Genomic DNA, 24,949 nt, shown 5'->3' with positions numbered 1-24,949 from the left:
TAAAAATAAAAAATGGAAGTAGATTACCTTGATGATATAAATGGTCATGACCAAAATATTGTTCGACTATATAACTTTAACAAAGCAGAAGCGATTCTGTTTAGAGATCTTTTAATAGATACAATTATTGATAAAAGGCAAAAATTAGATTTATCTCAGATAGATTTTATTGAACCTCGTAATTGTAATTTAATTTTCGGATTATTTAAATCTGATGAAGGGATTTTAACGAAAGATAATGAAACTTTTTTCTGCATTTTAACTTTAGATGGTTTCAACAAAATGATAGAATTGATAGAACCTTTTTGTAAAAAAGAATCTAAAGGGTATCAATATTTATATGATATTGACAACCCTACTGATTTAATGTTTTGTCCTTCGGCAACTTATGATGAAGATGATGATTTACTTGAAGATGATGATTTCTTAAATTAGGTTTGAAATAATCTTCTTATAATTAATTAAACTTATTTCCATATTCTTTAAATCATTAATAAAATTCAACTCGTTCTGAAACATAAAAATAGAAAAATAATACTCATAACTTTTTATCTCTAAATTAAAATGTTTAGTAAAAGAATCTCTGTCCCCAAATATTAAAGAACTAATTGAATCAACCTTATTTGGTGTAAAATTTGCTAAATAAAATCTAAAAAGAACTTTATCTTCATAATTACCAATTTTTTCCCCTCTTAAAGATTCTTCTTTTAAATAGTTTAATAAGTGATTACTAGAAATACTTTTTATCTGACTTTCGTCAAGGTTAGACTTTTTCAACGAATCCGCGTAATTAATTCTTTTAGCACTCAAATTAAACAATAATTTGAAATTTTCAGGTTCAAACTCACTTAAAATCAATAAATATAACGTTAAGTATGTTTCAAATAAAGTTCCTGAGTTATTATGAATAATATTGGGTAGAACTAAGTTATCAGAAGACTCACTTTCTTTTAATCTTTTAATTATTAAATATTTATTTAAAATTTTCTTTATTCTTCTTGGGTTTTTAAAATGAAGATCATCAAAAAAATCACTTATTAAATCTCCTATTTTTTTTCCTTCAACAATTTCATCATCATTAAAATATTGTTTCACCAATTTTGAAGCATCAACAGTTTCTGGCATCGAAAAAGAAATATCAAAAACCTTTTCTAAATACTCATTTGCTTTTACAATTTCACCATACTTCGTTTTTACAGCTTCTCTTATTGCCTTTTTATCAATACCACACAGAAAAATAGTTTTCTTCCCATATGTAAAGAAGAGTTTCATCGCAGAAAGTAGATTCAAAATATTTTCGGGTTCACATCTATCTAAATCATCAATAAAAACAATATTATAGTCAGGTGATTTATCCTTTGTTGTAATTTTATTCTCCCAATCTATAAAGTCAGCTTTAAATTGTTCTTTCAATTCTAAAAAAGAATCTTCTTTTACTTCTTCTAAAATTTTATCTGTATTAATATTTACAATTGGAGTTTTAATAGTTAAAGATTTTGCAAAACCTTCAAATAATTTCCTTGCATTCTTTATTAATCCATCGGTAGATGAATTCGTATCTTTTGTTAGGGTTTCTAATAGAGAAAGTGATAAGTTCTCATCACTTTCAAACTCCCAAGATTCAAAGAAAAAAGTATTGAACGAACCTTTTAATTCCTTTTCTAAATACTTCATCAAAGTACTTTTTCCACTTCCCCACTCACCATAAATAGAGAATATTTTCATTTGAGAAAATTCGTGTTTGTTGTGCAAAAAGAATGATCTTAGAAGATTTCCTTTTTCAATGATTCCGATATAATCATTTTCAGTAGTTAAATTTTCAATAGGTAAATTGGGTAGCAATTTTGACATTTTCTTTTTTAGTAAAAGTACTAAAAATAGGGTTTACAAATAAAAATCCTTTGTCTTCATATAGATTTATCTATTTTTATAAAACTATAATTTATCCATAAAAATGAAAACTAAAATTAGATGTTTTTTATTACTAGTTTCTATCATCACTTTTTCAAATTGTGGAAGTATTAATACTTTGTTTATGAAAAGTACAACGCCTTTTTTAGATAATTTTGATGATAAAACCAAATTTGAAAACAATTGGATAGACAATTCATGGAAAAGTCCTGCTTCTTATTCCTTAGAAAATAAGCAACTAAAAATAACTACAAGAGCTAATTCTATAGACAGAGTTAAAGTAAGAAGCAAAAGAAAAAACTTTACAACAGGTATTTATAAATGGCGCATTTTTGTTCCAAAATTTAAATTGTACGAACAAGTTAGTATTGGTGCTTTTTTATATCACAACCAAAAAGAAGAGTTTGAATTCGATTTTGAAATTGGTTCGGGACAAAAATTAGATCGAGAGAAAATCAACTTAAAAGCTGATGAAGGAATTGTATATTGTGTTTCTCAATTTTCACCTTCAAGCTCAAGTCATTTTGCCGTAAAAATGGATACTTATTCCGAATTTAAAATGGAATTGATTGATGTTGATGGATTTTATTTGGTAAAATGGTACATTAATAATCAATTGGTAAAAACATTACAGACCAAAGTAAAAAGCAACATCAAATTTAAAGTGCACAATAGTTTAGAGAATTTGCATTTTATGGGTGATGTAAAAACAACTTCAGAAAATTATGTTCTTTTTGATTCTTTTAGTTATGAAACGAATCTGCAATAATTTCTTTTTTAGTCAAAGTACTAAAAAATAGGGTTTACATATAAAGATCTTTTCTCTTTATGTAGACTCATAAATTTATAATTTATCCCTGAGAAATGAAAATTAAAATTTCAACTATATTTTTTTTAATTAACAAAATTATAAACTATATTTGGTAAACCAAATTGGTAAACCAATTTAATTTACTAAAAAATATACTAAAATGAAATTAAAAATTACTAAAACTAAAAGTAGCTTATTTAAAAAATTTCATATTAAAATCTTCATATTATTATTAATTTGTAATTATAATACATTTTCTCAAAATACTCATAACATTGATGGAGACGATGAACTTGAAGCTTTTGACTTTTCAACTCTAGGAGCAGGAGATACAGTTATTTTAGCAGACGGAACCTATACTTCAGAAGATAGACTAGTAATTAACCCTACAACTGGTACATCAGATTCGCCAATTACAATTAAAACGGCAACTCCTGGAGGAGTTACATTTACCAATGGTATGCCAATGAGTATCGCTGGAGATTATATTATTGTTGATGGTTTTTATTGGAAAGGTGGTTATGGAACTAGTAATTTTATTCAATTTAGAAATGGTTATGTTTTTGCGAATCACAGTACAATTCAAAATTGTGTAATTGATGGTTTAGGAGTTGAAAATGCCGAATTAATGGAAGGTTTATCACCGGATGACCCAGAAGACACACCAGCAGTAGTAAAACATAGATGGATTGTTTTATATGGAACTTATAACACCGTAACTAACTGTTCACTTATGAATAAAAAAACTGCAGGTGCAATGATATTAGCTGAGTATGAATATAATGCATGGGAACCTCCTTATAATGAACCTGAAGATGGTGAGCCAAATAATGGTTATCAAACTGTTAATAACCGTTGTGAAACAGTTGGTCATATAATTACTAATAATTATTTTTATAATTTTGAAAAAATACTTGAGCTTTATGCTGATTATGTAGTTGATGGAAACTTATCAAATGCAGGAGATAGTGAAACCATTAGAATAGGAACAAGTGAATATCAAAATGTAAATAGTGTTGCCACAATTAGCAACAACTATTTTGTGAAGGCTGATGGTGAAAATGAAATTATTACGAATAAAAGTTATGGTAACAAATATACCAATAACACGTTTAGACGCTGTAGAGGTTCTTTAGTACTACGTCATGGTTCGGATGCTACTGTTGATGGAAATTACTTTTTAGGAGAAAACACCGAAGGTACTGGAGGAATTAGAATTGTTGACAGTAACCATAAAATTACGAATAATTATATTAAAGATTGTATTAATGTTGATTCTCAGGCCCAGTGGAATAATGGTATCACATTTTTAGGAGGAGGTGATAATGCTGATGTTGATTGTTCTTCTACAGGTGTTTCAAACGGGTATCAAAAAGTAGTAGATATAAACGTTTCTAATAACACAATTATAAACACGAATTCTCCTTTTTACTACAACACAGCTAAAGGATCAAACGACCCAACAGGTATAATTGAAAATAACTTAATTTATTTTGCTGATGGTAACTCAAATTTAACTGACGTTATTACGGGTGATTATAATGATCTTGGTACTGCATTATCTTACACTGGAAACGTTTATAATGGCACTTCTTTAGGCGCTACTAACACTGGTCTTTCTGAAGATACAGGAATTACTGCTGCTGCTGATGGTGAAATTTTCACTTTTTCAGGAGCAACAGGTAAAGGTGCTAATATGGGTACTTATGCTCCAACAACTGATGATATGGTTGGTTACGGAGTTGGAGCGTGTTTTGTAGATTATTCAGGTACTAATATTCTTGATGGTGATTGTACTATTGTAATTGGTGAGACTTTAACCGTTAGTAGTTTACCAACGCTTACTCAGGTTGCAGCTAGTTACGATGTTTCTGTTACTGCCAATGTAAGTTGGACTGCAACGTCTAATGATAATTGGATAACTATTGATATAAGTTCGAGTTCTGGTAATGAAAAAGTTGTAGTTACGGTTACAGAAAACACAAATACAAGTAGTAAAACTGGCACGGTAACTTTTACTCAAGATGCAGGAGGTGATGATATTATAAGAACGTTAACTGTTACTCAAGAGGCTGCTGCTCGTACAAATTTAATCAATACAGGTGTGTCTGGTGATCCTGTTACAATACATTCTTTTTCAAGTGATAATAGCTCTAAATCAGAAATAGCAACGAATACTTTAGATAAAGACATGAGTTCTGTTTGGACTGCAGAAGATGGAAAAGTCTTAGATGGAGATTATAAAGGTGATGGAGAATATGTTATTTACGACTTAGGAGATGAATATACTTTAGATTTCATTCAATTCAATACCACAAATAAACCTGATTCTTTCGGAATTCAAATATTGGTATCAACGACAGGTACAAATGTTTCTGATTTCTCAATGGTTTTACCGACTTCTGATGGATTGTTATTTACAGAAACTGGTACAACAGAGTTTAATGAGTTTGAAGTTGATACAGACGCTCGCTATGTAAAATTAATAGGTTACGGAAGGTATAATATTAATAGAGATAATAGAGAGAGTGCTTGGTCTGCTATTGGAGAAATTGAATTCTTTGGAACATTGTCTACATTATCAAACGATGAATTTACTCTTTCGGAATTAGGGGTAAACTTATACCCTAACCCTGTTAATCAAGGTAAATTATATATCAAAAGAGCTTCAAACGATTTTAACACAGTTAATGTGTTTTCTGTTTTAGGTAGTAAAATTTTACAAGTTCAATTAAACTCAAATGATTTATTAGAAGAAATAGATTTGTCTTCTTTAAATTCAGGGTTATATTTTGTTGAAATTAGCAACGGAAAGGAAAAAGCAATTAAAAGAATATTAGTAACCGAATAATTATACAAAAGAGTAATATTAAAAAACAGTTATCTAATTTAGATAGCTGTTTTTTTTTGGTAAAAACATTTTATTTAGGTGATTAAAAAGGTGTATTTCTCTTACAATATGAATAAAATAATTTTCACTTGTAACTATATTTTAAGACTAGATATTTTTTTGAAAAATCTAGGTATTTTATACGTAATTTTGCAAACGAATTATGAGCATTATTTCTAAAGACATACAAAAAGCAATTACGCTATTAACCAATGAAGAATTGGTTGCAATACCTACTGAAACAGTTTATGGTTTAGCAGGTAATATATTTAGCGAAAAAGCAATAAAATCTATTTTCTCAACAAAGAAAAGACCATTTTTTAATCCGTTAATTGTACATATTCCTTCTATTGATTCATTGAAAGATATTGTAATTCATGTTCCTGAAAAGGCAAAGTTATTAGCAGCTGCTTTTTGGCCAGGTTCTATGACTCTGGTTTTAAAAAAGAGTGATAAAATTCCTGATATTATAACAGCAGGAAAAGACACAGTTGCTGTTCGTGTTCCAAATCATCCTGTAACTTTAGAGTTATTAAGACAACTTCCTTTTCCTTTGGCAGCACCAAGTGCAAATCCTTTTGGAAGTATCAGTCCTACAAAACCAGAACATGTAGAACGTTATTTTAAAAATGATATTCAGCAAGTTTTAGATGGTGGTTCTTGTACAAACGGAATTGAATCTACCATTATTGGTTTTGAAAATGAGGAACCAATAATTTACAGATTAGGTGCTTTAGCTTTAGAAGATATTGAAGCTGTAGTTGGTGAAATTAACATCAAAAATAAAGAAGAAGTAAGTCCTGATGCTCCTGGTATGTTAGCAAGACATTATGCGCCTTCTACTCGTACTTTCTTGGTTGATGATGTTGCTAATGAAGTTAAAAAACATCAAGGAAAAAAAATTGGAATTCTTGTTTTTAAAGACTCCTTAAACGATGCTTATTTAACAGAAATTCTTTTATCTGAAAAAGGTTCTATGCAAGAAGCTGCATCAAAATTGTATGATTCTTTACACGAATTAGATCATCAAAAATTAGATGTAATAATTACAGAAAGATTTCCTGATAACGGTTTAGGAAAATCTATTAATGACAGATTGCAACGCGCAACTTTTAGTTTGTAAAAATAATACAGGAAAACCAACATTTCTTAAACATCAATTTTCCTGCAATTATTTATTGAATTAATTTACAATACTAAAATTGGTTCGGTTTTTAGTTATCAGATTTTACTGGTACATCATCGATATTTGAACTACCATAAGTAAAACCTCCTTGTCCGTTCCAATCATTATCAATTGCCATATGTGCAGAGAATTTACCTAAATAAGATCCAATTGCTGGTGGTGGAAATGATACAAAATATTCACCTTCTAAACTTACAACTTTAGTTATTTTACCAAATCCTGTTGCTCTAATTTGTCCTTTTACATTTTTAACAACAATATTACTTGTTGGTCCAGAAATTGCTTGCGTAATTTCTACGGTCCCAGAAACACTGTTTGCTCCAGGTACAACTACTAAAGAAAAGTGAGCAATTGGTGCTCCTGGCATTCCAACATTTCCTATTGTCCCTTTTGTTAAATATGCTCCTACTAATGCTGTTGATTTTGCTGCTGTATTACTCATTATATTAAGTTTTATTTTTTATCCTACTCTATTTTAAAGGTTTTTCGGTTTCACCTTTGTAAATTATAATTGCGGCCTTTCAACTAAATATTACACCACAAAACTAGATAAATAAACAAGTGTTTTTCAAAGTACTAATACCTGTTTTAAGAAACCAGTACAAGCATTCAAGTGAAAACAATTGTTTCTTTATCCTTTTTAATTATTCTCGATACGTCTATCTTTGCGACACATTAAGTAATTTACTCTGAATTGAATTCTAAACATTTTATCAAATTTTCTAGCCCAATAAAAGAAATTGAACTTCCAGAAAAGTTTACATTTCCATTTTATTACAAACCTCATTCTTTGGCAAAAATTGCCACAAAAGAAATTCAAGAATACTTAGAAAATAAAACTGATTTTACACATAATTTTGGATTATCCGAGGATGAAACAACATTGCCAATTGGTAAAATGTTTGGTGTTTTGGTTGTAAAAAACAACCAAAATGAAATTGGATATTTGGCTGCATTTTCAGGAAAACTAGCTGATAAAAGTTTACCTAAAAAGTTTGTTCCACCTGTTTTTAATATGAGAACAGAAGGTAGTTTCTATATTAAAGGGGAAAAAGAAATAGACGAGATAAACATACAATTGTCTGTTCTAAAAAAGGATTACAGTTATTTATCTTTAAAGAAATCGCTTAAAAAAATATCAAAAAGTATTGATGATGATTTAGCGTTGGTTAGAAAAAAGATGAAGCTTAACAAAGCTGATAGAAAAGCTAGAAAGCAACATGGACAAGCAACTTTAAGTGAACCTGAATTTAATTTACTGAACACAAAATTAGTTCAAGAAAGTTTTAACGACCAGTTTTTCTACAAAGAACTACATGAATATTACGAAGATAAAATTGCAAAAAAAAGACAGGAACTTACTGTTTTTGAAGACGGAATTGCATCGTTAAAAAAGCAGCGGAAAGAAAAATCGAATTATTTACAACAAACACTTTTTAGTAAATATGCTTTCTTAAACAAAGAAAAGAAAAAGCGTGATTTGTTAGATATTTTTGATAATCCAGCAATAAAACCACCTGCTGGTTCTGGCGAATGTTCTGCTCCAAAGCTTTTACAATATGCTTTTTTAAATGATTTAACGCCTATTTGTATCGCAGAATTTTGGTGGGGAATTTCGCCAAATTCAGCAATTAGACAACATAAAAACTATTACCCAGCTTGCCAAGGTAGATGTAAACCTATATTAGCACATATGTTAGAAGGTGTTGAAATGGATGACAATCTATTATTAGAAAATTTAGCAGAAAAACAAGATTTAGAAATTGTTTATGAAGACGATGTTTTACTGGTTGTAAACAAGCCTACTGAGTTTTTATCTGTTCCTGGTAAAGATATTACAGATTCTGTTTATACACGTATTAAAGAGAAATACCCAAATGCGACTGGTCCATTAATTGTACATCGAATAGACATGTCTACTTCTGGAATTTTATTACTGACAAAAACCAAAGAAGCGAATAAAGTTTTACAAAGTCAGTTTATAAAAAGAACTATTAAAAAACGGTATGTTGCTTTATTAAATGGAGAATTAACTGAAAATAGCGGAACCATAAAACTTCCATTACGAGTAGATTTAGATGATAGACCAAGACAATTAGTCGATTTTGAACATGGTAAAAACACTGAAACAAATTGGGAAATCATCAAAAAAGAAAATGGAAAAACGAAAGTTTATTTCTATCCAATTACAGGACGAACACATCAATTAAGAGTGCATGCTGCTCATAAAGACGGATTGAATACACCTATTGTTGGTGACGATTTGTATGGAAAAAAAGAAAACAGATTGCATTTACACGCTGAGTTTATTGAGTTCTCACATCCAGAAACAAATAAAATAATGAGTTTTACGGTTGCTCCTGATTTTTAGAAAAAAGAGAAACCGATTCCAAAAGAAATACTATCTAATCTGTTATTTTCAAAACCATAAATTGCTTTACTATGGAAATCTAATCTAACAATTGTATTCCATCTTTCTTCACCAGCTAATTGAACCCCAAAACCGATTCCATAATAATTTCCATCAGGATAATTAGAAGAAGGCGTCCACATTTTACCGTAACTTACTTCTGTAAAAAAAACATCATCATCACTTTCTGAAATATTATATTTTAAACTTCCATAAGTAGGAAACGCACTTACTGCGTAATTCCAATGGTAATCAAAACCAGTATTAAATGCGATGGCAACTTTTCTCTTAAACTCATAACCGAAACCAACTCTAAATAATAATGCCGAAGGTACAATCAAAGGTCCATTATCATCATCAGAACCAATTTCATAGTCTTCATTAATTCCTAGTGTAAAATTTACATCTCCTGTAAAAAAAGGTCTTCCTATTTTATCTTGTGATAATAAAGTTGATGTTGAACAGAAAAGTAAAACTAAGAGTCCTAATTTTTTCATAATATAGTTTTGGGTTGCTACAATTGAAACAACAATTATTCCAATTTTTACTATTCTCAAAAAAAATATAAAAACTACGCTTTCAAAATTTTTAAAAAAGAATCTCTATCAATTTCTCTTGCACCTAAACTTTCTAAATGCTCATTATAAATTTGACAATCGATTAATGTGTAATTTTTCGTTTTAGCTAAATGTATAAATGCCAATTTAGAAGCGTTAGAAATTTTACTAAACATACTTTCTCCACAGAAAATAGTATTTATCTCTAAACCATATAAACCACCAACTAACTCGTCGTTAAGCCAAATTTCTATCGATTTTGCAACTCCTGCTTTATGTAAGTTGATGTATGCCTGCTCCATATCATCAGTAATCCAAGTTCCAAAACCATCACTTCTTGTAATGTTCTTACAATTATAAATTACTTCTTTAAAAGCCTTGTTTTCAGTTATTGTAAACTCATTATTCTTAATGACTTTTCGCATCGATTTTGATACTTTTATTTCATTCGGAAATAATACCATTCTTTCGTAGGGACAATACCAAACAATAGGATCTCCTTCAGAAAACCAAGGAAAAATTCCGTTTTTGTAAGCATACGTTAATCGTTCTTCAGATAAATCTCCACCTAAAGCAATAATGCCATCATCCGTAGTAAGTTCATAAGGAGGGAATTCTATGTCTTCTGTTAGCCAAATCATTTTGCAAAAATAGTTAACAAAAAAACCTCATCAAAAATTGACAAGGCTTTTCTTAAAAATATTGGGGGAATATTAATTTTGTATGACAATCATTTTTGATTGCTTCTCTTTTTTAGAGCTTAATAAATAAACAGAAATTAAACCTCAGAAAAATTAAACTTACTACTCGTTTTTGGGAAAAATAAGTTTGTTTTCATTGTTTTTTTCGGTAAACCAATCTGGTTAACCAAATGTATGAATATTATTTTAATTATTAGCTTCTTAAAATTATATTAATCTACGTTAATTTTAGTGTTTATATGCTAGAAGTCCCTATTTTTGCAAACTATTTTAAGAATGGATGGATGTCTAGAATGACGAAGAGAAAAAGAATAAAGACTAAAAAGGAGAGAGCTAAATTAATGCATAGCTACTACTCTAGAACTGGCTTTTATATGTTTATTTGGGAAAGCCTTAAAAAAGCTTTTATCCCAATAGTATCTGTTGTTGTAGGTCTTTTTTTAATAAACAGCTATGTTTATAATATTAATGAAGGTTTAGAATCTATTACAGAAACGTTTTCTAAACTCGGTATTTTTTCTTTCTTCTTTTCTTCTGAAACGCTTTTAGGATTAATTCCGCCAGAAATATTTATAGCTTGGACTAAAAAAACATCAGAACCAATTTTAAACTTAGCAATACTTGCAACCCTATCTTATAGTGGTGGTTTACTTTCTTATTTTATAGGAAAAATGGTATTAAAAATAGATACTGTAAAAACTTATTTAGAAGTAAAAATGGCCAAACACCTAAAGAATTCTAAAAAGTGGGGAGGTTTCTTAATTTTAGTTGGCGCCTTATTGCCTGTACCTTTTTCAATTTCTTGTATGGCTGCTGGTATGATTAAATATCCTTTTAAAAATGTTGTTTTATTTGGATTGTTTCGTTTTGCGAGATTTGCAATTTATGCCTGGGCAATTTTTCAAGTAGTTGATTAAATTCAGATTAAAAATAATTATATTTACATTATGGGATTAACAAATAATGACATTTTAAAAAAACTACGTGTAGCTCATAAATTACGCGATACAGATATTGTAGACATTTGCGCTTTGGTAGACTTTAAAGTAAGCAAAGCAGAATTAGGTGCTTTATTTAGAAGTGAAGATCATGACAAATATGTGGAATGTCAAGATCAAATTTTACGTAACTTTTTAAACGGACTCGTTGTTCATTTACGTGGACCAATGCCTAAAAAGGGAGAAAAGAAGTAGTTTTAGATTTAAGAAACAAGACGAAATTTTATAAAAAAAGAGTGTAAATTTAGTTTACACTCTTTTTTTTATATCTAGAAATCTAACTTTCTAGTAATCTATTTTATTTCCTAGAAAGGTAAATCGTCTGGTTCTGCATCAGAAACATCTGCTGCTGGCTGAAATTGATCTACTGGAGGTAAGTTACTACCAGCTCCTGCTGCTTGAGATAAATTCTCAATTCTCCATCCTTGAATAGAGTTAAAGTATTTAGCTTCACCTTGTGGGTTAATCCATTCTCTACCTCTTAAATTGACAGCTACTTTTACATCTTGTCCAACAGAATAGTTGTTTAATAAATCACACTTATCTTGTGTAAACTCAATCATTATCATTTGAGGATATTGATCATCTGTTGTAACTACTAATTCTCTTTTTTGAAATCCGTTAGCTCCAAAAGTCTGAACGTCTCCAATTAATTTTACTTTACCAATAACTTCCATAGTTTCTAATTTAATAAAAGTACTTTCCAAGCACTTTCTACATCATTCTTTGTTAAATACGCTTGCGCAAATGTATGTTTTTTTGTGGTTTCAAGTCCAATAAATTCAGGATGTTCTTTCCTAAAGTTATCAACATCGTCCTTTGTAGGTAATTGTTCTACATTACCTAACACACCTAAATTATTACCTGTTAAAACTATACTGTGCCTAATTTCTAAAGGAATTTCATCAACACCAATACCTAAAGTAGCAATTGGTTTCTGAATTTCGAAAAAGCCATCTCTTGCTCTTGTATAGTAGTTCCCCCCTGCTCTTGCAACCAAATCAATCTTATGTTGATCTATGCTTCCATCATCCGCTAAAACGTCATCAGAAACATGAATTTTCACGACTTCACAAATAATTAAATTCCCTGCTCCTCCTTCACTTCCAGTAGCAATAATCTCATTTACTTTGCATTCAAATTGCACAGGAGATTCTGCTACTCTAAAGGGTTTTATTTTATCAGAAGGCAACATTGTAAAACCTGCTTTTTCAAACTCATTTACACCCTCAGGATATTCCGTACTACTTAAAGACATTTGTTGTACAATTGCATAATTCACCACATTTATAACAACTTCTTTGGTTGCTAAAGCATTATCTAAAGTGTGTTTTGTTGTATTATCTCTAACTCTTCTTGCTGGAGAAAAAATTAATAATGGCGGATTAGTACCAAACACATTAAAAAAACTGAAAGGTGATAAATTAGGATTTCCTTCTGCATCAATTGTACTTGCAAAAGCAATTGGTCTTGGTGCAACAGCACCTAATAAATAACCATGTAACTGTTTAGTAGAAATCTCTTTTGGATCGATAGAAAGCATACATAAATTTTTAGTTAGGTAAATATACTATCAAATCTTTAAACGAGTTATATAGTGGAAACCTTTATATTTGTTTTAATGAAAATCTTCTCAAACACACTTTTATTTAAACGAATTACCATTGTTGTTTCGTTTGTTATTGTTTCTTTAATTTTATGGAATACCTATACTTTCTTTCAAAAGTTTAAACACGAAGAACGAATTAAGATGGAAATTCTTGCCACTGCTCAAAAAGAAATAGCAACTAATACAAATTTAGATGCCAATGTAGATTTGCCTTTAAAAATACTTGAGAATAACAATAATATTCCAATGATCTTGGTAAATGAGAACGGAGAAATAGAATATTCTCAAAACCTTGATGCTAAAAAATCTTTAAATCCAAAATATTTAGAGAAGCAATTGGCAATAATGAAGGAAGAAAACGAGCCTATTGAAGTGAGCTATCAAGGAAAAAATAGGCAGTTTATTTATTATCGAAATTCAGATTTATTAAACAGATTAACGTATTACCCAATTGCTTTAATTTTAATTTTAGTCCTTTTTCTAAGTGTTATTTATATGTTTTACAGCTCTAATAAAGTTGCTGAAACTAATAAACTTTGGACAGGTATGGCAAAGGAAACTGCACATCAAATAGGTACACCTTTGTCTTCTTTATTAGGTTGGATTGCTATTTTAAAAATGGAAAAAGTAGATGATCAATATGTCGAAGAAATACAAAAGGACGTTAGTCGATTAAATACAATTGCGAATCGTTTTTCAAAAATTGGTTCTGCACCCGAATTGAAAAGAGAAAACATTGTTGCCATCACAAAACAAGCTTTCGATTACTTAGAATCTCGAAGTTCTAAACAAATATCTTTTTCGTTTACATCTGAAGAAAATGAAATTTACAGCAATCTAAATACAGAGTTATTTGGTTGGGTTATAGAAAACCTCATCAAAAACGCTATTGATGCCATGTTAGGAAAAGGCGAATTGAAAGTGAATATAGAAAACACTTCTAAAAAAGTAAAAATCACCGTTTCTGATACCGGAAAAGGAATGCCTAAAAAATTATATAAGCAAATTTTTAAACCCGGTTTCACAACCAAAAAACGTGGTTGGGGATTAGGTTTATCACTTTCTAGACGTATTGTTTCCGATTATCATAAAGGAAAAATATCTGTTCAGAAATCGGAAATCGGTAAAGGAACTACTTTTGAAATTTTGTTGGATAAAGTTTAGTTTTTTAAGAAGCTATTTCCTGCTTTCCACTATATCTTTTTATTTGTCATTGCGAAGTTTACTTTTTTGTAAACTGTGGCAATCTCATAATTAAAACAGATTGCTTCGTCCCTTTAGTAATAAAAAGGATGCCATTTCAATCAGGGCTAAACCTGTTTGCTAGCTATTTGTTTTAAGTAAAACTAGATACTACTCTAAAAACTTGAATAACCAATATCATTAAGCTAATGAAAGTTAATGTGAATACAATTCCCAAATTATTCCAATAACTATACAAGCTACGTTTTTCCATATCTACATTATAAGCTTTTGGTAAAGCTGTCTTAATTAAATAGACAGAAAGTAAAAAGAATATAATTCCAGTAATTATAGGAAAACCTTCTAAAACATAAAAAAAACCTCTAAAAAAATCTTTCAACAATTCTTTCACTGCAAAATATTATTACTCAAATTTATCAGCAATACTTTTAGCTAACCCAACAAACTCATCATTAGATAGCTTTACTTTTTGATGAAACTGAATATCTGCCATTGCATTTAAAGGAATTAAATGAACATGTACATGAGGTACTTCTAAACCAATTACACTTTGTCCAACTCTATTACAAGGAACTGCTTTTTCTAATGCTTTTGCAACTCTGTAAGAGAAATCCATTAAACTTAAATATTCTTCTTTAGATAAATCGAACAATTTATTTACTTCCTTTTTAGGAACCACTAAAGTATGTCCTTTTGCATTTGGATTAATATCTAAAAAAGCAATAAAATTATCATCTTCTGCTACTTTATAACAAGGAATCTCTCCGTCAATTATTTTTGTAAATATGCTCATCGTATTAATCTTTGGTTGTTTGTTTTTGTTCTGAAGTAAATATAAAAAAGAATTCGGGTTCTAGCAATGCTAAAACCCGAATTTATAATTTTAAAATTCTATTAATTTATAGAAAAACGTAAATAGTTTATCAACTAGTTTAGCCCTGATTGAAGTGACATCCTTTTTTTATTTTTCTTAAAAAAAGATATAACGGAAAGCAGGAAATAGCTTCAAAAAAAATTATCTAGAAATATTTACAATTTCAAATTTCATAATTCCATTAGGAACCTGAATCTCTGCAATATCGCCAACTTCTTTACCTAATAAACCTTTACCAATTGGTGAGTTTACAGATAATTTTCCATTTCTAACATCAGTTTCAGAGTCTGCTACCAAAGTGTAAGAAAACTCCATTCCGTTTGCTACATTCTTAATCTTTACGATCGAATGAATCAATATTTTAGAAGCATCTAACTGAGATTCATCTATAATTCTTGCACTAGAAATTACATTTTTTAATTTTGCAATTTTAAATTCTAAATGAGATTGTTCTTCTTTTGCTGCATGGTATTCTGCATTTTCACTTAAATCACCTTTATCTCGTGCATCTGCAATTTCTGTAATTACTCTTGGTCGTTCAACTTGTTCTAGCTGTAACAATTCATCTTTCAATTTCCTTAATCCTTCTGCTGAATAATATGATATTTCACTCATGATGTTTAAATTTAAAAATCCCATTACCTAATAGGAATGAGATTGTCTTACAAATGTACAAAATATTTGTAAATTGCAGTCGTTATTAAGTTAACAAAGATACTTATGATCAAAAAAACACTTCTTTTATTTTCTTTTTTAACCTTATTTAACTGTGTCGAAGATAATCTTCCAGAAAACTGTGTTCGCCCATTTAGTTTTTCTCAACAATACTATATAACATCTCTAAGAACCGTAAATAGATTTGCCGAAGTTTCAGGTGGTTTAAAAGGAATTCTAATCATTAATGTTGGGCTCGATAGATATATCGCCTACGACAAAATATGCCCAAATAATGATTGTACTTCAGCTATGGTTTATGACGAAAATAGGCCTAATATTTTAAAATGCTCTTGTGATGGAAGTGAATATGGTTTAGGTATTGGAATTGGTGGAGCACCCCAAACTGACGGTTTTGATTGTCCTGCGATAGAATATAATGCTGTAAAACTCAGTGAAGACAATTTTCTAATCAGTAGCAATTAATAGTATAATTAAATTGAGTTGCTTATTTTTGCCCAAACACAACAATATTCAACGTGAAAAACTATTTTTCTTCAGATTTTAAACTAGGTGTTCTTGGTGGTGGGCAATTAGGTAGAATGCTTTTAGCAGAAACTCAAAAACTAGACATACACACTTCTATTTTAGAAAGTAATAAAAACGCACCTTGTGCAGAAATTTGCAACACATTTGTAATTGGAGATTTATTAGATTTTGATGCCGTTTATAACTTCGGAAAAACAGTAGATTTATTAACTATTGAAATTGAAAATGTAAATCTTGATGCTTTAGATAAACTTGAAAGTGAAGGTTTAACGATATTTCCTAAACCAAAAGATTTAAGAATTATTCAGAGTAAAGCTGTACAGAAAAAATTTTATGTAGCAAATCAGATTCCTACAGCAGAATTTTCTCATTTTGTAAATTCAACTGAAGTTAAAGACGCATACGAAAAAGATTTACTTGTATTTCCTTTTGTTTGGAAAGCGGCTCGTTTTGGTTATGATGGTACAGGAGTTAAAATTGTTAGAACTACTGACGATTTAGAAAGCTTACCAAATGTTGAATGTATTACTGAAAAACTAATTCCTTTTAAAAATGAATTAGCTGTTATTGTTGCAAGAAATGCTAAAGGTGAAGTAAAAACATATCCTGTTGTAGAAATGGAGTTTCATCCAGAAGCTAACCAAGTAGAATATGTTATTTGTCCTGCAAGAATAAATTCTCAAGTTGCTGAAAAAGCAAGAGAAATTGCTTTAAAAGTAGTGAGTGATTTAGATTTTGTTGGCTTATTGGCTGTAGAAATGTTTCAAACTGTAGATGATAAAATCTTAGTGAATGAAGTTGCTCCAAGACCACATAATTCTGGGCATTATTCAATTGAAGCAAGTTATACAAATCAATTTGAACAACATTTAAGAAGTATCTTAAACCTTCCTTTAGGAAATACTGATAGTAAAGTTGCCGGAATTATGGTAAATTTAGTTGGTGAAGAAGGTTTTTCTGGTGATGTAATTTATCAGAATATAGAAAACATTTTAAAGATTGATGGAGTTACGCCTCATATTTATGGGAAGAAAGAAACACGTCCGTTTCGTAAAATGGGACATGTTACTATTGTAAATCCTGATATTGATATCGCTAGAAAAGTAGCACAAGAAGTTAAAGAAACAATTAGAGTAATCTCTAAATAAAACAAAATAGTTTCCTGTTTTCACAGGAATGAAAAATAGAAATTATGGTAGGAATAATAATGGGAAGCGATTCTGATCTTCCAATAATGCAAGAAGCAATTGATATTTTAGAGAGTTTTAATATTGCAATAGAAGTAGATATTGTATCCGCTCACAGAACTCCAGAAAAGCTAGTTGACTATTCTAAAAATGCACATAAAAGAGGTATAAAAGTAATTATTGCTGGTGCTGGTGGTGCAGCGCATTTACCAGGAATGGTAGCTTCTATGAGTCCGTTGCCAATAATTGGAGTTCCTGTAAAAAGCAGAAATTCTATTGATGGTTGGGATTCTATTTTATCAATTTTACAAATGCCTGGTGGTGTACCCGTTGCAACTGTAGCTTTAGATGGCGCAAAAAATGCCGGTATTTTAGCTGCTCAGATTATTGGAGCTTCGGATGAACTTGTGTTAAATAAAATTATAGCTTACAAAGAAGAATTAAAACTGAAGGTTGAAAAAGCTTCAGAACGTGTAAGGAAATAATCATTTTTTTATAAAAGCAAAAAACTCAGAATTGAATTCAATTCTGAGTTTTTTAGTTTTATATATTTATACTATTTAAAAATAGTGTTTGATTTAATTAGCAATCATTATTTTTTTATTGAATACACTGTTATCTTTCAATGTAGCAGCTACAATATAAATACCCGTTGACAAATTAGAAACATCTTTAGTTTGCGCTCCTAAAAAAGCAGCTACTTTTCTTCCTTGAATATTGTATAAAGAAATTTCTTTAACGTTATCTACATCAAAATCATATGCTACTATTAATTCTTTTCCTCCATCAACGTATACTGTAAAATCTTTAGAATCAATTTCTTCAACTGTAAAAGATTGTTTTCCTTCAGTTTTACCTGATATCGATTTTCTCTTCTTTTTTGTATAAATCACCTTGAATCTTGTATTGTTTTCTCCAATAGAATCAATAGTAAACGGATAACTTCTTTGCCTTAAATCTACAGTAATCTTATTTTCTGTATCTCTTAAATAAATGTAATAATCTTCATCAATTAATTCATCTTGAATTCCGATTGAATAGCTCCCTACTTTATCAACAACAAAACCTAATTTAACCACTTTTTTATCTCTTTTTAAAACTGGTAATCCTTGTATAGAAACTTTGTCAATTCCCTTCACTAAAGAATAAAAGCCTAATGATTTTTCATTAATATCAAATTCTGCATCAAATAATCTATCAATTCTATTGGTAGCTCCTTTTAAAAAACCAACTAAAATTGTATTAGTTTTACCTTCATGATTGAACGTAAACCATGATCTTCCATCTTTATTTAATGTTTCTTTAGATGCTGTTCCTCTAAAAAATTGAGTATTATTAGCAACTATTTGATGTGTTGTTTTAAAAGTTATCTTACTATTAGAAGAAGTTTTAACGAAGAAACCTTGACCTGTCCCAATTTTACCTGTTGCTGTATTTGAAGTACCACCAGTTAAATTATATTGCAAGTAATCTGAAACATTATTATCTCCATTTTCAGCAGTATTTTGGTTCCAAAAATATACAGTACCATCTATGTCTGCATTATCTGTATCAGCTGCAATTAAATCCCAATCAATAGCAGAAGCATATGGATTACCTACCAAATTATCTCCAGCTAAAGACCATACATTGTTCGAATCGGTACTTGCTAAATTGGTATTATAAAAAACGTCTACCTCAACATCACCTTCATTAATTTTCCCTGTAAAGGTTCTTAATTGACCACCTAAACCTTCATTCTGAATTGCATAACCAAGTCCTGTTTTTAAGTTCGAAGCACCATTATAAACCCAGTCTGCATTAGAAACTCCTGCTCCAAAAGAATATATAAGTTCTGCATCAGGAAAAATTACACTTGGGCTAGAATTCGCTTCAATTAATGGAGAACTCCAATAAGAATAAAAATCATTACCAGCATATGTAGGTGTTTGCCTTTTAATATTAAATGTACCAGAACCAGCTATTGTAGTATTACAACTATGAAAAATTAAAGCTCCTCCATCTTCAACTGTAATAGTACCATTGTTTGTTAATTCATAAAATATATTTAAAGTTGCGCCACTTTGAACAATCATTTCTGCACCAGAATTCACCGTAAGTCTACCTATTTTCACTTCAGTTGTTAAACTAGGAGTGCCATTCTGAATAATTACTGTTTGTGTTTTTGTTACATCTGGAAAGGTAGTTCCTAACCAATTTGCAGCAGTATAAAAACTTCCACTTCCACTCGTCCAAGTATAAGATGTTCCACTTCCATTTGCTGTAGTATCTGCATTAATGGCACCATTATTATTTGAATCATAAATCATTGAATCTCCATCTTGATAAGCAACTAACTTATCTACTAAATTTGATATTATATATTCAGATTTATTAGTATTTATTTCACTTTCACTTCTTGCAGTATTCCAAATTCTTAATAAAGAAATATTTCCTTCAAAATTATTACTTGCTGAATTCTGCCCAGTAAAAGTTCCATTATAAGTTCCTATTCCACTTCCACCCCAACTTGCATTAGCAAATGTAGAAGGGTATCTAATATTTCCTCCATTTCTTCCAATTGAAATATTTCCAGAATGCTTACTTACTTGTAATCCATCTTGCTCATCTTGTTCTACACCATCAAGAAACCATTTAAAAGTAATGTCTGGTGAAGTTGTATCTTCAATTGTAAAAGCAATATGTGTCCATTTATCAACTGCAATATCTCCAATTGCAGATCTAAAAAAACGTCTTCTTGCAGCAGTATTTGCATCATTTCTATACCCACCAACATACACTCTTCCATCTTCAATAAAGAACATAATAACATTTACCTGGGCTCCTTCTTCATATAACACTTGCCTTGTTGAAATATCTGAAGGCTTAAACCAAAACTCAACAGTTCTATTTCTTGTATTCTGTAAATTAATTGCATCTGTATTGGGTATCGTTATATAATCGTTTGTTCCGTTTCCTGTAAAACCAGCAGAACAAGGTATTTGTGCCATTACAATATGAGTAATAAATAATAATATAAGCGAGAAATGATTTTTAATGTTTTTCATAATTCTGTTGTTTCTCTTTTCAATTTCACAAGAAAAGAAGTATGCAAACATAATAATAGAACAAAGTTAAAACTCTAAAATTTCGTTGAATGGAATTGTTTATCCGTTAAACAGATGTTTTTTGGTTGATTATTGATAAAAAATTGATAGAATATCTATATTTGACTCTTATTTAAATAAAACACATGAATTCTCTTTTACAAGATTTTAATACACCTCCATTTTCTAAAATTTCTAATGATGATTACAAACCTGCTATTAAAAAAGCAATTGAAATTGCAAAATCTGAAATTGATGAAATTATAAATAATTCTGATACACCAACTTTTGAAAACACAACGGTTGCATTAGATTTTACAGGTGAAAAATTAAATAGAATTACTAGTATTTTTTTCAATTTGAATTCTGCAGAAACAAACGATGAAATTCAGAAAATTGCACAAGAAGTTTCTCCTTGGTTAAGTGAATTTTCAAATGATATAACTCTTAATGAAGATTTATTTAAAAGAGTAAAAGTTGTTTTTGATGTTAGAGAAACTTTAGATTTAACTCCAGAACAAGAAATGCTTTTAGATAAGCAGTACAAAGGTTTTGCCAGAAACGGTGCTAATTTAAAGGAAGCTGATAAAAGCAAACTTCGTGAAATTGATGCGAAACTTTCTAAACTTTCTTTAAAATTTGGAGAAAACGTATTGGCAGAAACCAATGCTTTTGAAATGCATATAACAGATGAAAAAGATTTAGCAGGTCTACCAGAAAGTGAAAAAGAAGCCGCTAAAGAAGTGGCAAAATCTAAAGATAAAGAAGGTTGGGTTTTTACGTTAGATTACCCAAGTTATATTCCTTTCTTAACCTACGCAGACAATAGAGAATTGCGTAAAGAAATGGCAATTGCTGCTGGTAAAAAAGCGTTTCAAGATAATGAATTTAACAATGAAAAAACAGTCCTAGAAATTGTAAATCTTCGTCATAAAAGAGCAAATTTACTTGGCTATAAAACACATGCTCATTTTGTTTTGGAAGAAAGAATGGCAGAAACACCAGAGAAAGTAATTGAGTTTTCTAATAATTTATTAGAAAAAGCAAAGCCTGCTGCTCTAAAAGAATTTAAAAACTTAGAAAATTTTGCTAAAAAATTAGACGGAATTGATCAACTTCAAAAATGGGATGGTTCTTATTATTCAGAAAAACTTAAAAAGGAGTTATTCGATTTAGACCAAGAGTTATTAAAACCTTATTTTAAATTAGAAAATGTTATTGATGGTGTTTTTGAAATTGCAAATCGTTTATATGATTTAAAATTTGAAGAAGTTTTTAACATCGACACCTATCATGAAGATGTTAAAACTTATAACGTAACAGATATAAATGGAAATTTTGTTTCTGTTTTTTATGCTGATTTTCATCCAAGAAAAGGAAAAAGAAATGGTGCGTGGATGACTTCTTACAAGTCTCAACAAATTAAAAACGGAATTAACGAAAGACCACAAGTTTCTATCGTTTGTAATTTTACAAAACCAACCGAAACAAAACCGTCATTATTAACTTTTAATGAAGTTACAACCTTGTTTCATGAATTTGGCCATGCATTACATGGGATGCTAGCAAACACAACTTATAATAGCTTATCCGGAACTTCTGTTTCTTGGGATTTTGTAGAATTACCAAGTCAAGTTTTAGAAAACTGGTGTTACGAAAAAGAAGCGTTAGAATTGTTCGCAAAACATTTTGAAACTGGAGAAGTTATTCCAATGAAATATGTTGAAAAAATTAAAGAATCTGCAAGTTTTCATGAGGGAATGCAAACATTAAGACAATTAAGTTTTGGTTTATTAGATATGCAATGGCATGGTCAAGATCCATCAGAAATAAAATCTGTAAAAGAGTTTGAAAACAATGCTTTTGCAAACACAAAATTATATCCAGATGTTGCAGAAAACTGTATGAGTACTGCTTTTTCTCATATTTTTCAAGGTGGATATTCCGCAGGGTATTACTCTTACAAATGGGCAGAAGTTTTAGATGCAGATGCTTTTGAATACTTTTTAGAAGAAGGGATTTTCAATAAAGAAGTTGCTACAAAATTTAAAGAAAATGTACTTTCTAAAGGTGGTACAGAAAAACCAATGATTTTATACAAGCGATTTAGAGGTAAAGAACCAAAACCTGATGCTTTATTAAAAAGAGCAGGTTTAATCTAATAGACAGCGAGTAGTTATCGTAACAAAATTAGTACAAAGAATGAAATTTATGCCTTTCTAAAAGCATGAGTTTCATTCTTTTTTTGATGTAAACAACACCTACAGTGTAAATTAAGAAATTCACCTATTGAGTTACCTTACATTGTTAGATACATTTGTACTGTATTATTTAAATACATAAAATAAGTACTAACATCAAATCCCCATTAACGATGAAACTACAATATATTTTACTCTTCTTACTCTTAACAAAAAGCACCCTGTTTTTTAGTCAAAATACTTTTGATTTAGCAGTTCACCATGATACTAAATTCTTTTTTACTGGAGATGAAAGAGGTAACCATGCAGGAACATTAGATCTTCTTATAAAAGTAGAAATCCCTATCGTTAAATTCATTAAAAGTTACATCGTTGTTTACCCTCTATTAGAACATGTAAACCTACATACTGGTTCTTTAAAACGATATGCATTAGGTTTTGGATATATTCGTGAAAATCTATTTTTAAAAAAATTAAATATAGGCGTATTCCCAAATTTTGGAACTATAAGAAGATTCGACAACACCACAACCAGTTTTGGTTTTGATTTTGAAATTTCTTATCAACTTTTTAAAAGACTCTCCATAAGTTATATTCATCAAATTGTAGAGAGAACAGACTTAAAGTTTAAATATAATGAAAGCTCGTATATAAGACCTAGTAGTTTTATTGGTTTTAAAGTTCACTTTTAACTTTTATTTTTTACTTCAATCCATTTACTCATATACTTTGTAGCTTGCAATGTTTGATGCTGCAATAAATTTCCTAAAAAGTTTTGAGTTCTATGCCTATCTAAATCCCCTTGAATTTCTTTTATTTTGTTGATAAAAAGCACTCCTATTTTCTCTTTATCATAGATTTGATTGATAATTTCAATTCCCTTTTCTTGAGATGATATCCAAAGTGTTTCATCAGTATATAACTGAACAGTTTTTTCTGAAAATTTAGAATAATCAGCTTCTATAAACCCATTCCAAGGCAATGTATTATGCATTCCTTCTGCTCCAATTTCTGATGTAACACTTGGCGTACCACAAACCATCGCTTCTATTAACTTTCCTTTAATTCCTGCTCCAAAACGTAAAGGTGCCAAAACTACTTTAGCATTTCTCACAACCTCTTTTGCATTTCCTGCAAAACCTTTAATAATAAATCCTTCCTTTTTATTATGTAATTGATTTATTTGTTGATTTACATACGCCCCATAAATATGGACCTCAGCTTTTGGAAGTAATTTTCTAATTTTACTCCAAATTTGAGTTTTTAAAGTTAAAACAGCATCAACATTTGGCTTATGAAAGAAATTACCAATAAAAATAAAGTGTTCTCTTTCGTCAAAAGACTTCCATTTTTTTGTTTGATGTTCATCAACTTTATCTAATAAAAAAGGCAAGTAATAAAGAATTTTTTCATCAATCTTAAAAACATCTTTTAACAAATCCATTTCAAAAGTGGAAATAATTAAACTCATATCACATCTTAAAATGGATGCAATTTCTCTTTTAGCATCATCAGATTTTAATAAAGCTTCTGTTGTAAACGCTTCTCCTTTTTTTAATTGTTGATGTCTCGTCTTTCGTAAGAAATGTAAATCTTCAGTATCTAAAATCCGAATTGCTTTTGGGCAATTTTCTGCAACTCGCCAACCAAATTGTTCTTCCATCATAAAACGATCGAATAGTACAATTGTTGGTTGTAGTTCTTTTATAAAATCATCAAAAGAAGCATTGTTTAATTCAATTGAAACTTCATCGATTCCTAAAGAACTTAAATTGGACGCTTTTTCGCCTTTTTGAGCAGGAGAAGCAAACGTAATTTTATAATCTTGTTGTAAAAATTGTTCAATAAGTTGTAGCATTCTACTTCCTGCTGCAGAAGAATTTGGTTCTACCCAAACATAACCAATTATTAATACTTGTTGTTTATTCAATTATTTAGAATTCAATTGTTGTTTATAATCTGCTGGTAATTCATTTTATTAAGCAAAATAACTAATCAATAATTAAAGCGAAAAATAAAAAGTAATCTATAATTTCCAGATAGTAAAACTACTGAATTCTCACTTTATTCTGTGAAAATATCCGTATTTTTGTCAACTATTACTAAAAAACAAACCGAAAGA

At 29.6% G+C, this 24,949-nt stretch carries 24 protein-coding genes; 13 read left to right on the top strand and 11 right to left on the bottom strand.

Annotation, left to right across the window (positions count from 1 at the left end):
- Nucleotides 1-12 precede the first annotated feature (12 nt).
- Nucleotides 13-435 carry a hypothetical protein gene (locus tag BTO07_RS13480; RefSeq protein WP_087521727.1) on the top strand — a complete coding sequence of 141 codons (423 nt, stop codon included), beginning with the start codon at nt 13-15 and terminating at the stop codon, nt 433-435.
- Here BTO07_RS13480 and BTO07_RS13475 read toward each other — a convergent pair.
- Entirely contained in the window at nt 427-1,851 is a 1,425-nt protein-coding gene (locus BTO07_RS13475) for a KAP family P-loop NTPase fold protein (protein WP_087521726.1), read from the bottom strand. The two genes, BTO07_RS13480 and BTO07_RS13475, sit on opposite strands and share 9 nt — an antisense overlap.
- Nucleotides 1,852-1,954: 103 nt before the next feature.
- Between BTO07_RS13475 and BTO07_RS13470 the strand changes: the two genes are divergently transcribed.
- The 3 genes from BTO07_RS13470 to BTO07_RS13460 all read left to right on the top strand — a co-directional run bounded on the left by BTO07_RS13470 (nt 1,955) and on the right by BTO07_RS13460 (nt 6,735).
- Nucleotides 1,955-2,680 carry a hypothetical protein gene (locus BTO07_RS13470; protein WP_157663352.1) on the top strand — a complete coding sequence of 242 codons (726 nt, stop codon included), beginning with the start codon at nt 1,955-1,957 and terminating at the stop codon, nt 2,678-2,680.
- A gap of 202 nt (nt 2,681-2,882) precedes the next feature.
- Nucleotides 2,883-5,573, top strand: a complete 2,691-nt coding sequence (locus BTO07_RS13465; RefSeq protein WP_087521724.1) for a chondroitinase-B domain-containing protein — start codon at nt 2,883-2,885, stop codon at nt 5,571-5,573.
- 202 nt (nt 5,574-5,775) lie between these two features.
- Nucleotides 5,776-6,735 (top strand): L-threonylcarbamoyladenylate synthase, encoded by a 960-nt coding sequence (locus BTO07_RS13460; protein ID WP_087521723.1) that lies wholly within the window; start codon nt 5,776-5,778, stop codon nt 6,733-6,735.
- 91 nt (nt 6,736-6,826) lie between these two features.
- On the opposite strand, the gene BTO07_RS13455 is transcribed toward BTO07_RS13460, so the two are convergent.
- The gene (locus tag BTO07_RS13455; protein WP_087521722.1) at nt 6,827-7,240 is read right to left on the bottom strand and encodes a DUF1842 domain-containing protein; all 414 of its coding nucleotides are present in this window, start codon (nt 7,238-7,240) and stop codon (nt 6,827-6,829) included.
- Nucleotides 7,241-7,492: 252 nt separating this feature from the next.
- Between BTO07_RS13455 and BTO07_RS13450 the strand changes: the two genes are divergently transcribed.
- Nucleotides 7,493-9,169 carry an RluA family pseudouridine synthase gene (locus BTO07_RS13450; protein ID WP_087521721.1) on the top strand — a complete coding sequence of 559 codons (1,677 nt, stop codon included), beginning with the start codon at nt 7,493-7,495 and terminating at the stop codon, nt 9,167-9,169.
- Here the strand turns inward: BTO07_RS13450 and BTO07_RS13445 are convergent.
- On the bottom strand, nt 9,166-9,705 hold the full coding sequence (locus BTO07_RS13445) for a hypothetical protein (RefSeq protein WP_087522654.1): 540 nt from the start codon (nt 9,703-9,705) through the stop codon (nt 9,166-9,168). The genes BTO07_RS13450 and BTO07_RS13445 overlap by 4 nt on opposite strands.
- Before the next feature lie 74 nt (nt 9,706-9,779).
- The gene (gene aat / locus BTO07_RS13440) at nt 9,780-10,406 is read right to left on the bottom strand and encodes a leucyl/phenylalanyl-tRNA--protein transferase (RefSeq protein ID WP_087521720.1); all 627 of its coding nucleotides are present in this window, start codon (nt 10,404-10,406) and stop codon (nt 9,780-9,782) included.
- 353 nt (nt 10,407-10,759) lie between these two features.
- On the opposite strand from aat, the gene BTO07_RS13435 reads away from it, so the two are divergent.
- Both BTO07_RS13435 and BTO07_RS13430 read left to right on the top strand, forming a co-directional pair.
- Complete coding sequence (locus tag BTO07_RS13435) at nt 10,760-11,383, top strand: YqaA family protein (RefSeq protein WP_087522653.1); 624 nt, start codon at nt 10,760-10,762, stop codon at nt 11,381-11,383.
- 30 nt (nt 11,384-11,413) lie between these two features.
- Nucleotides 11,414-11,659 (top strand): DUF1456 family protein, encoded by a 246-nt coding sequence (locus BTO07_RS13430; protein WP_087521719.1) that lies wholly within the window; start codon nt 11,414-11,416, stop codon nt 11,657-11,659.
- Nucleotides 11,660-11,769: 110 nt separating this feature from the next.
- Here the strand turns inward: BTO07_RS13430 and BTO07_RS13425 are convergent, their stop codons facing one another.
- Complete coding sequence (locus tag BTO07_RS13425) at nt 11,770-12,141, bottom strand: DUF3127 domain-containing protein (RefSeq protein WP_087522652.1); 372 nt, start codon at nt 12,139-12,141, stop codon at nt 11,770-11,772.
- Nucleotides 12,142-12,146: 5 nt separating this feature from the next.
- Nucleotides 12,147-13,007 (bottom strand): flavin reductase family protein, encoded by an 861-nt coding sequence (locus BTO07_RS13420; RefSeq protein ID WP_087521718.1) that lies wholly within the window; start codon nt 13,005-13,007, stop codon nt 12,147-12,149.
- A gap of 78 nt (nt 13,008-13,085) precedes the next feature.
- Between BTO07_RS13420 and BTO07_RS13415 the strand changes: the two genes are divergently transcribed.
- The gene (locus BTO07_RS13415) at nt 13,086-14,237 is read left to right on the top strand and encodes a sensor histidine kinase (protein ID WP_087521717.1); all 1,152 of its coding nucleotides are present in this window, start codon (nt 13,086-13,088) and stop codon (nt 14,235-14,237) included.
- Nucleotides 14,238-14,409: 172 nt separating this feature from the next.
- Here the strand turns inward: BTO07_RS13415 and BTO07_RS13410 are convergent, their stop codons facing one another.
- The 3 genes from BTO07_RS13410 to greA all read right to left on the bottom strand — a co-directional run bounded on the left by BTO07_RS13410 (nt 14,410) and on the right by greA (nt 15,765).
- The gene (locus tag BTO07_RS13410; RefSeq protein ID WP_087521716.1) at nt 14,410-14,655 is read right to left on the bottom strand and encodes a hypothetical protein; all 246 of its coding nucleotides are present in this window, start codon (nt 14,653-14,655) and stop codon (nt 14,410-14,412) included.
- Nucleotides 14,656-14,679: 24 nt separating this feature from the next.
- Entirely contained in the window at nt 14,680-15,069 is a 390-nt protein-coding gene (locus BTO07_RS13405) for an HIT family protein (protein WP_087521715.1), read from the bottom strand.
- A 222-nt stretch (nt 15,070-15,291) separates the two neighbouring features.
- Complete coding sequence (greA, locus tag BTO07_RS13400; RefSeq protein WP_087522651.1) at nt 15,292-15,765, bottom strand: transcription elongation factor GreA; 474 nt, start codon at nt 15,763-15,765, stop codon at nt 15,292-15,294.
- Between the two features lie 105 nt (nt 15,766-15,870).
- Between greA and BTO07_RS13395 the strand changes: the two genes are divergently transcribed.
- Genes BTO07_RS13395 through purE form a run of 3 tightly spaced genes read left to right on the top strand, consistent with a single transcriptional unit; the run spans nt 15,871 to nt 18,025 of the window.
- Nucleotides 15,871-16,290 (top strand): phosphoribosylaminoimidazole carboxylase, encoded by a 420-nt coding sequence (locus BTO07_RS13395; RefSeq protein WP_087521714.1) that lies wholly within the window; start codon nt 15,871-15,873, stop codon nt 16,288-16,290.
- Nucleotides 16,291-16,343: 53 nt separating this feature from the next.
- Nucleotides 16,344-17,501 (top strand): 5-(carboxyamino)imidazole ribonucleotide synthase, encoded by a 1,158-nt coding sequence (locus BTO07_RS13390; protein ID WP_087521713.1) that lies wholly within the window; start codon nt 16,344-16,346, stop codon nt 17,499-17,501.
- Nucleotides 17,502-17,545: 44 nt separating this feature from the next.
- Nucleotides 17,546-18,025: a 5-(carboxyamino)imidazole ribonucleotide mutase gene (gene purE, locus BTO07_RS13385; RefSeq protein WP_087521712.1), complete on the top strand. Its 480-nt coding sequence runs from the start codon at nt 17,546-17,548 to the stop codon at nt 18,023-18,025.
- Nucleotides 18,026-18,118: 93 nt separating this feature from the next.
- Here the strand turns inward: purE and BTO07_RS13380 are convergent, their stop codons facing one another.
- A complete protein-coding gene (locus BTO07_RS13380) occupies nt 18,119-20,587 on the bottom strand; it encodes a LamG-like jellyroll fold domain-containing protein (RefSeq protein WP_198342471.1) in 2,469 nt (822 codons plus the stop codon).
- A 185-nt stretch (nt 20,588-20,772) separates the two neighbouring features.
- Between BTO07_RS13380 and BTO07_RS13375 the strand changes: the two genes are divergently transcribed.
- Nucleotides 20,773-22,788, top strand: coding sequence for a M3 family metallopeptidase (locus tag BTO07_RS13375; protein WP_087521710.1), 2,016 nt, complete (start codon nt 20,773-20,775; stop codon nt 22,786-22,788).
- A 212-nt stretch (nt 22,789-23,000) separates the two neighbouring features.
- The gene (locus BTO07_RS13370) at nt 23,001-23,519 is read left to right on the top strand and encodes a hypothetical protein (RefSeq protein WP_087521709.1); all 519 of its coding nucleotides are present in this window, start codon (nt 23,001-23,003) and stop codon (nt 23,517-23,519) included.
- Here the strand turns inward: BTO07_RS13370 and BTO07_RS13365 are convergent.
- A complete protein-coding gene (locus BTO07_RS13365; RefSeq protein WP_442956820.1) occupies nt 23,516-24,685 on the bottom strand; it encodes a glycosyltransferase in 1,170 nt (389 codons plus the stop codon). The genes BTO07_RS13370 and BTO07_RS13365 overlap by 4 nt on opposite strands.
- Between the last annotated feature and the right edge of the window lie 264 nt (nt 24,686-24,949).

Origin of the sequence: Polaribacter sp. SA4-12 (assembly GCF_002163675.1) — a bacterium.
GTDB lineage: Bacteria > Bacteroidota > Bacteroidia > Flavobacteriales > Flavobacteriaceae > Polaribacter.
This window is presented reverse-complemented; position numbering and strand designations above follow the sequence as displayed.

Bases quoted from the DNA above. Each gene is read 5' to 3' on its own strand.
- BTO07_RS13435 (WP_087522653.1), top strand. From the start codon at position 10,760: ATGACGAAGAGAAAAAGAATAAAGACTAAAAAGGAGAGAGCTAAATTA.
- BTO07_RS13420 (WP_087521718.1), bottom strand. From the start codon at position 13,007: ATGCTTTCTATCGATCCAAAAGAGATTTCTACTAAACAGTTACATGGT.
- greA (WP_087522651.1), bottom strand. From the start codon at position 15,765: ATGAGTGAAATATCATATTATTCAGCAGAAGGATTAAGGAAATTGAAA.
- BTO07_RS13415 (WP_087521717.1), top strand. From the start codon at position 13,086: ATGAAAATCTTCTCAAACACACTTTTATTTAAACGAATTACCATTGTT.
- BTO07_RS13425 (WP_087522652.1), bottom strand. From the start codon at position 12,141: ATGGAAGTTATTGGTAAAGTAAAATTAATTGGAGACGTTCAGACTTTT.
- BTO07_RS13460 (WP_087521723.1), top strand. From the start codon at position 5,776: ATGAGCATTATTTCTAAAGACATACAAAAAGCAATTACGCTATTAACC.
- BTO07_RS13465 (WP_087521724.1), top strand. From the start codon at position 2,883: ATGAAATTAAAAATTACTAAAACTAAAAGTAGCTTATTTAAAAAATTT.
- BTO07_RS13365 (WP_442956820.1), bottom strand. From the start codon at position 24,685: ATGCTACAACTTATTGAACAATTTTTACAACAAGATTATAAAATTACG.
- BTO07_RS13375 (WP_087521710.1), top strand. From the start codon at position 20,773: ATGAATTCTCTTTTACAAGATTTTAATACACCTCCATTTTCTAAAATT.
- aat (WP_087521720.1), bottom strand. From the start codon at position 10,406: ATGATTTGGCTAACAGAAGACATAGAATTCCCTCCTTATGAACTTACT.
- purE (WP_087521712.1), top strand. From the start codon at position 17,546: ATGGTAGGAATAATAATGGGAAGCGATTCTGATCTTCCAATAATGCAA.
- BTO07_RS13370 (WP_087521709.1), top strand. From the start codon at position 23,001: ATGAAACTACAATATATTTTACTCTTCTTACTCTTAACAAAAAGCACC.
- BTO07_RS13405 (WP_087521715.1), bottom strand. From the start codon at position 15,069: ATGAGCATATTTACAAAAATAATTGACGGAGAGATTCCTTGTTATAAA.
- BTO07_RS13395 (WP_087521714.1), top strand. From the start codon at position 15,871: ATGATCAAAAAAACACTTCTTTTATTTTCTTTTTTAACCTTATTTAAC.
- BTO07_RS13445 (WP_087522654.1), bottom strand. From the start codon at position 9,705: ATGAAAAAATTAGGACTCTTAGTTTTACTTTTCTGTTCAACATCAACT.
- BTO07_RS13475 (WP_087521726.1), bottom strand. From the start codon at position 1,851: ATGTCAAAATTGCTACCCAATTTACCTATTGAAAATTTAACTACTGAA.
- BTO07_RS13430 (WP_087521719.1), top strand. From the start codon at position 11,414: ATGGGATTAACAAATAATGACATTTTAAAAAAACTACGTGTAGCTCAT.
- BTO07_RS13470 (WP_157663352.1), top strand. From the start codon at position 1,955: ATGAAAACTAAAATTAGATGTTTTTTATTACTAGTTTCTATCATCACT.
- BTO07_RS13455 (WP_087521722.1), bottom strand. From the start codon at position 7,240: ATGAGTAATACAGCAGCAAAATCAACAGCATTAGTAGGAGCATATTTA.
- BTO07_RS13480 (WP_087521727.1), top strand. From the start codon at position 13: ATGGAAGTAGATTACCTTGATGATATAAATGGTCATGACCAAAATATT.
- BTO07_RS13380 (WP_198342471.1), bottom strand. From the start codon at position 20,587: ATGAAAAACATTAAAAATCATTTCTCGCTTATATTATTATTTATTACT.